5 protein-coding genes and 2 pseudogenes are annotated in these 5674 nt (G+C 38.8%); 1 reads left to right on the top strand and 6 read right to left on the bottom strand.

Features of this window, described 5'->3' with window-relative positions:
• Positions 1-230, bottom strand: a pseudogene (locus GBV73_RS10230) (IS982 family transposase); the annotation flags it as partial.
• A 102-nt stretch (positions 231-332) separates the two neighbouring features.
• Here GBV73_RS10230 and GBV73_RS10225 point away from each other — a divergent pair.
• Positions 333-692, top strand: coding sequence for a hypothetical protein (locus GBV73_RS10225; protein WP_253910361.1), 360 nt, complete (start codon positions 333-335; stop codon positions 690-692).
• Here the strand turns inward: GBV73_RS10225 and GBV73_RS11435 are convergent, their stop codons facing one another.
• From GBV73_RS11435 to GBV73_RS10205, 5 genes and pseudogenes are all read right to left on the bottom strand, one after another.
• Entirely contained in the window at positions 693-1424 is a 732-nt protein-coding gene (locus GBV73_RS11435; protein WP_253910360.1) for a hypothetical protein, read from the bottom strand.
• The gene (locus tag GBV73_RS11430) at positions 1354-2418 is read right to left on the bottom strand and encodes a hypothetical protein (RefSeq protein WP_253910359.1); all 1065 of its coding nucleotides are present in this window, start codon (positions 2416-2418) and stop codon (positions 1354-1356) included. Before GBV73_RS11430 ends, GBV73_RS11435 begins: the two co-directional genes overlap by 71 nt.
• Before the next feature lie 48 nt (positions 2419-2466).
• Positions 2467-4437 carry a S8 family serine peptidase gene (locus tag GBV73_RS10215; RefSeq protein WP_152881154.1) on the bottom strand — a complete coding sequence of 657 codons (1971 nt, stop codon included), beginning with the start codon at positions 4435-4437 and terminating at the stop codon, positions 2467-2469.
• A 278-nt stretch (positions 4438-4715) separates the two neighbouring features.
• Positions 4716-5459 carry a DMT family transporter gene (locus GBV73_RS10210; RefSeq protein WP_152881152.1) on the bottom strand — a complete coding sequence of 248 codons (744 nt, stop codon included), beginning with the start codon at positions 5457-5459 and terminating at the stop codon, positions 4716-4718.
• Positions 5426-5674, bottom strand: a pseudogene (locus tag GBV73_RS10205) (IS6 family transposase); the annotation flags it as partial. The pseudogene GBV73_RS10205 and the gene GBV73_RS10210, both read right to left, overlap by 34 nt.

Raw genomic sequence — 5674 nt, 5'->3', positions numbered from 1 at the left:
GTTAGTTTGTTGTACCTGATTTTGGGGAACAGCTTCATTTCTTCGATTAGGACTCTGTAAGCGTGCTTGTAAACTCCGTTAAAGTGCAAGTGTGCTAGTATTGCGAAGGTTATTAGGTCGTAGAGGCTGATTATTTCCCTGTGAGTGTTTTTCGGGTAGTGTTTGCTGATTATCGGGTAGATTTCGGATTTTATGATCAGGATTTTCCTCTGAAAGCTCAATACAACCACCAATCAATCAAAAGACTTAAGTGCTTATAACTCTAACGATCTAATGGGAACTAGGGTAAACCTTTTATATTTTTACACTCTAACATTAAATGGTGTCGTATGATGAAGAAAGTTCTCAGTGTAATAGCCTTAATTTTTGTTGTAGCTGGAGCATATGGAATAACTCAGTATGCAAATGAAGAAAAATATTATTCCCTCAGAGCAACTTTTAGGATGGCAGGAATAGAATACAAAGGATATGAGCTGAGAGATGGAACTTTAGTTTTCAAATTTGAAAGGAAAGGAGATGTTTTTGCTCAGGTAATTGTATCAAAAGAGTATACAACAAATGAGAAAATCCCCGTAAAGGATGTAAAAAAAGTAATAATGGAATTAACAACCAATGGAACCAAAAAAGTCTATGAGGCCAAATTTGTAGGAGATGAAGGAGAAAAGATGATATATGAAGCTACAGAGAAGTAGTTACCTTTTAATTTTCACTTTCTTAAAGATAACAATTGCCACTCCTCCAATAGCGAGTATTATCGGAAGAACTATCCAATTCTTTTCTGGCCTAAATCCATGCACCTCATATGCTTCAATTGAAAGTGGATATTGAGAAGGATAGATAACAATGTAGCCATCAAGTGTTGAGACTACTGCAGAGTTCGTTGCATTTCCTATGTATTTAGAATCCTGGATTAAGATAAGCGTTGAGTTCTCTAAGAAAACCTTTCCATTGGCAAGTCTAGGCTCAGGGATATCAGCAAAAAGAAGCTTTCTAAGGTAGGAAACACCTTTTTTATACATTTCAGAATCAACAAGCCCAACTTTTTCTAAAGCCCAAAGAACTCTCGAAGTGGAGGTTATACCCGCTACAGATCCCTGAGTGTATGGAAATGCTCCTGTATTATATTGCCTCTCCTGAAGTATTTTTAGAGTTGCATTAAACTCTTCGCTCATGTTAAACTCTTTAAATAAAACTAGGGCATACGCAAAATAGTATGTAGGTATCTTGTAATAGATAGGAGCCCCCGTGTCATCTTTTTCACTAATCATCCATGTTAAGTTAGCCTTCAAGTATTCAAGAGAAGAAGTATAATTGTAAGGAATATCCAACATCTTAAAGACTAAGATGATGTATTCAGTATTGAAAAAGTCTTTCCATTTTCCATTTTCCATTTTCCTGAGAAGAAAGGAGATAATTGATTTCATCATTGTAATCCAATCCAAGATAATATTTAATTCTCGCAACTTCAGCAATTTGCCAGGGGAGCAACCCAGTTATATTTGAAGGCAATTCAGGAGAAACGCCACACTGAAGATAATAATCTGCGAGCACAACCTTTTCCCAATCAAATTGAGGTGTTATTTTCTCTAGGTAGGGACACGCTACCGAAGTGAGATTCCTAAATTCACTAATTCTGGAAACATCAATCAAATCCAAAACCCTATATCTCAAAACTCCCCAAAAACCAAAGTGTTGAAGATCAAGTAGTTTTTCTTTGTATTCTTCTTTTTCAGTTGCATATAAGGCCATTGCAACTTCCATTGGAGTATCGTAGTCCCTTACAGGCAAATTTACATTTTCTCCTAAGTAAGAGAGTGCAAACGCCTTGTAGACTTCCAATTCTTCATTAATATCTAATTCCTCAAGTGACTTTTTATCCCCTAGAGCCATTAATCCAAATATTTTCTCGATATCTGTAGAGGGGGCATTAGAAAGAAGCCACTCTCTAGCTCTTCTCACGGCTTCTTTAACTTGATTTCTAATGTCAATGTATCCGTTTGGGGGAAGATCTAAATACTCCCTTAAGGCAATGTAAGATAAGGCAGTGCCAAAATAACTATCCCAAGATCCATCAGAATTTTGAGTGTAGATCAACCAGTATGCTGCATTTGTAATTGTGGGATAATACCTCCCGTGAGCAAGATTCTCACACCTCATCAACGCCATTATTGCCATAGCAGTATACTCAGGCTCGTGTTTTTCTCCATATGCATAACCCCAAGAATCAAAAGGTGTTTTAATTTGCATTAGCCATTCACAACCCTCTAAGGCTCTTGCATATTCACCCACCTTATACAGTGCTATTACCGCAAAGGCCGTATCTGGAGTAGTGGGTTTGTAGATGTAGGGATATTCCCAAGCAAATGCTGGAGAGAAAAGTAAACCAACGATAATTATTTCTAAAAATAATCTTTTCACAAAATTCACCTCCTTAATTAAAAATAAAAAAAGAATAGTTAAAAAGCTTCAGCCGTAATAAACTTTAGCGGTCAACTCGTAGTAAGCCCAACCGTAAGTATAGTAGGCATATACTAGGAAGTACCATGTTCCTGGAGCAGGGTTTAAGTATTCTACATGTTCATAGCTGTTATAACTCTCTGATCTATCTACAAGGTTCCCGTTAGGATCATAGAGGTAAAGGTCTAGGTCATGAGCGCTTGTATCAAACACCAAGTCTCCGGTGATCTTTGTAGCTCCTGAGTTAACACTCATTGTAAAGGAGTCACTTCTGTCATATGTGGAGTGAACGTATCCTTGGAAGGTCTTTGTGTCAACTGTTGGCTCAGGTTGTGGCTGTGGAGAGGGCGAACTTCCAGGTTGTGAAAGAGAACCATCACTTACAACATCCACTTGATAGTTTGCACTTCCACTGTAGCTTACAACCTTAACTGTCCATGTTCCATCAGTTGGGTTGTAATAACCAACCTTTTCGAATCCGTAGTAAGCAGAATATGAATAGTCTACCTGATTACCATTGGGATCGTAGAGGTATAAGTCAAGATCGCTATTGGCGTTATCCCAATATAATGTTGCCGTTACGAACGAGGCTCCGCTAATAATGAACTGGTGGGTTTGACTGCCTTTGTTGGCAACGTATCCAGTAAACACTAGCTTTGCATAGTTATCATAGTTTATGGCCTTGTATGCGTTAACTCTACCTGCACCATAAGCTATATCAGCTATTTCATCTGGTTTCACGATATCCGCCGTTTCTATGAGGGCTGTTTTTACTTTATTTGGAGTCCAGCTTGGATGTGCCTGGAGTAAGAGAGCCGCAATACCAGCTACGTGAGGAGTAGCCATTGATGTTCCGGGAGCTGCTGTGTAGTAATCATTAATTGGTTGACCCATGCTAGTTCCACTTGCCCTAGCGGCAATTATCCAGTTTCCTGGAGCAACAACTTCAGGCTTAAGTCTGCCATCTGCAGTTGGTCCCCTACTTGAGAAGCTTGTTATAACATCGTATTTATCCACTGCTCCAACTGTAATAACTTTACTTGCAGCTGCTGGAGAGCCAATTGTATACTTATTAGGCCCGCTGTTTCCAGCAGCAACTACAACAACCAACCCGGCATCCCATGCTGCATTAACGGCTTGGCTTAAAGCATCAGTACCGTCAGAGCTCTGGCTGGAACCTAGGGAGAGGTTGATAACTCTAATACCGTACTTATCTTTGTTATTAACGGCCCACTCAACACCATCAATTATAGCGGATATAGTTCCAGAACCATCTGCACCTAGAACCTTAATTCCAACCAGCTTAGCGCCTGGAGCCATTCCTTTGTACTTACCATTGCTTGCCGCTCCGATACCAGCTGCTATTGAGGCTACATGAGTCCCATGACCATTGTCGTCATATGGATAACTCCTACCATTGACAAAATCTACCCATCCAATCACTTTCCCTTGGAGATCTGGATGAGAAGCATCAATGCCAGTATCAATTATTCCTATTGTAATTCCAGAACCATCATATCCTAAGTTCCAAACGTAAGTTGCCATAACTTGAGCTGCAGACTCATCCAGTCCTTCTAATTCCGCTGAAATTGTAACCTTGTAGTCTTCCTGGATAAACTTTACACCTGAAAGCTTAGCTCTGCCTTCTGTTAAACCTGAAATAACAAGTAAGTCTCTTACCCTGAGATCAGCAGCTATTGCAGGTATAATATTGTATACACGCTTAACTTTTGCACCCATTAGCTCAAGAACTCTTACTGCAATTTCCTTTTCTCTATGGTTTTCAAACACAATTATTGTACTAATTTCTTCGTTAGGATCTAATTTTTGGATTTTTCTGAACAATCCTAGCGTTAGTAGACCATAGTTCTTTTCAACATTCCTTGCTTGGTCAACTTTCTTCTCTGGAGTTGCTGCTACGCTCCCTACTACCAAACCTAGGACTAAAATCACCAACACGAGAACTTTTAGTCCCTTCATGTGACATCACCGAACATTGATGATCAAACTTGCCTAGTTATTTTCTGCTTAATAAATATTTCGGTGTTAACAGTTCTAATGAAAAATTAGCACATATAGTTAAGGTAATGTAAATATTTCGAAACTTATTGAAATAAAAATTCACAAGATCGTATCAACTATAAAAGAAAGTCCTATTTCTTTGTAACTCTTAGAAATGGATGTGTCAATTTAAATCTAATAGTCATTAAAAATTAACAGTTCTATAACAATCTTTACCAAAAATATATCATTAACCCTCACATAAAAATTCCAATTAGTATAATCCCCCCAGATGCAAGTACAATAGAAACGAGGATTCTTTTTGTGATCTTTTCTTTCAGAAGAAATGTCGCAAGCATTGTAGCCATAATTGGACTAGACTCTGTTATAGGGGTCGCAATGCTTGAAGTAACAAGTCTTATTGCCATAACAAAAAGATATTGCCCTACAATGGTTCCGAGGAAAGTTATAATAATAATCCAAGGGTAGTCTCTTGCACTAATTTTCTTTATCTCCTCCAAGACAGAGGGGATAAAGAACATGGCCCCTATGGTTCCCCCTATTATGCGTAGGCCTGTAATAAGAAGAGGGGACTCGTTTTCAACAAACCAATCAGTTAAGAGAACAGCAATAGTCCACAAAGCTTCTGCTCCAAAGACCCAAAGAACGCTTCCAAAAGAAGCCTTTAACTCTTTATTTTTGCCTTCGCTAAGCAAGATTACAACAGCAAGAACTATAAGAAAGGCTCCAAGAAAAATTCCTGAATTCAAGGGTCTTCCAAGGAGATAATGAGCCAATATCATCGTAAGTATAGGGTGAGGAGTAACTAATATACTAGCTCTTGACACTCCAATTTCTTTCATTCCTTTTAGGAACATAAAATCAGCAACTGTAAAACCTAAAATACCAGATGCTATAACAATCAGCCACCACAAAATTGGTTTGTTAGGAAATGGAACTGATACTGTTAGGATAACTGGGGCATCACCTCCTGAAGCCATTCAGTAACATCACCAGGCGGATCACCAAAACTAGAATGAATTCTGACAAAATTATACCAGAAGGCAAACAGAAAAACAAACCTATGAACCCTCCTCCAGTCTTTACCCCTGAAATTATTCCAGAAACGCTTCGTCCTCTCCTTCAACGTCCTAAACCAGCGCTCAACACTGTTCCTCGGCCCGAAAGTCACATGCAGATAACCCAACCTCAAACT

Origin of the sequence: Thermococcus sp. 101 C5 (genome assembly GCF_009372125.1) — an archaeon.
Lineage (GTDB): Archaea > Methanobacteriota_B > Thermococci > Thermococcales > Thermococcaceae > Thermococcus_A > Thermococcus_A bergensis.
This window is presented reverse-complemented; position numbering and strand designations above follow the sequence as displayed.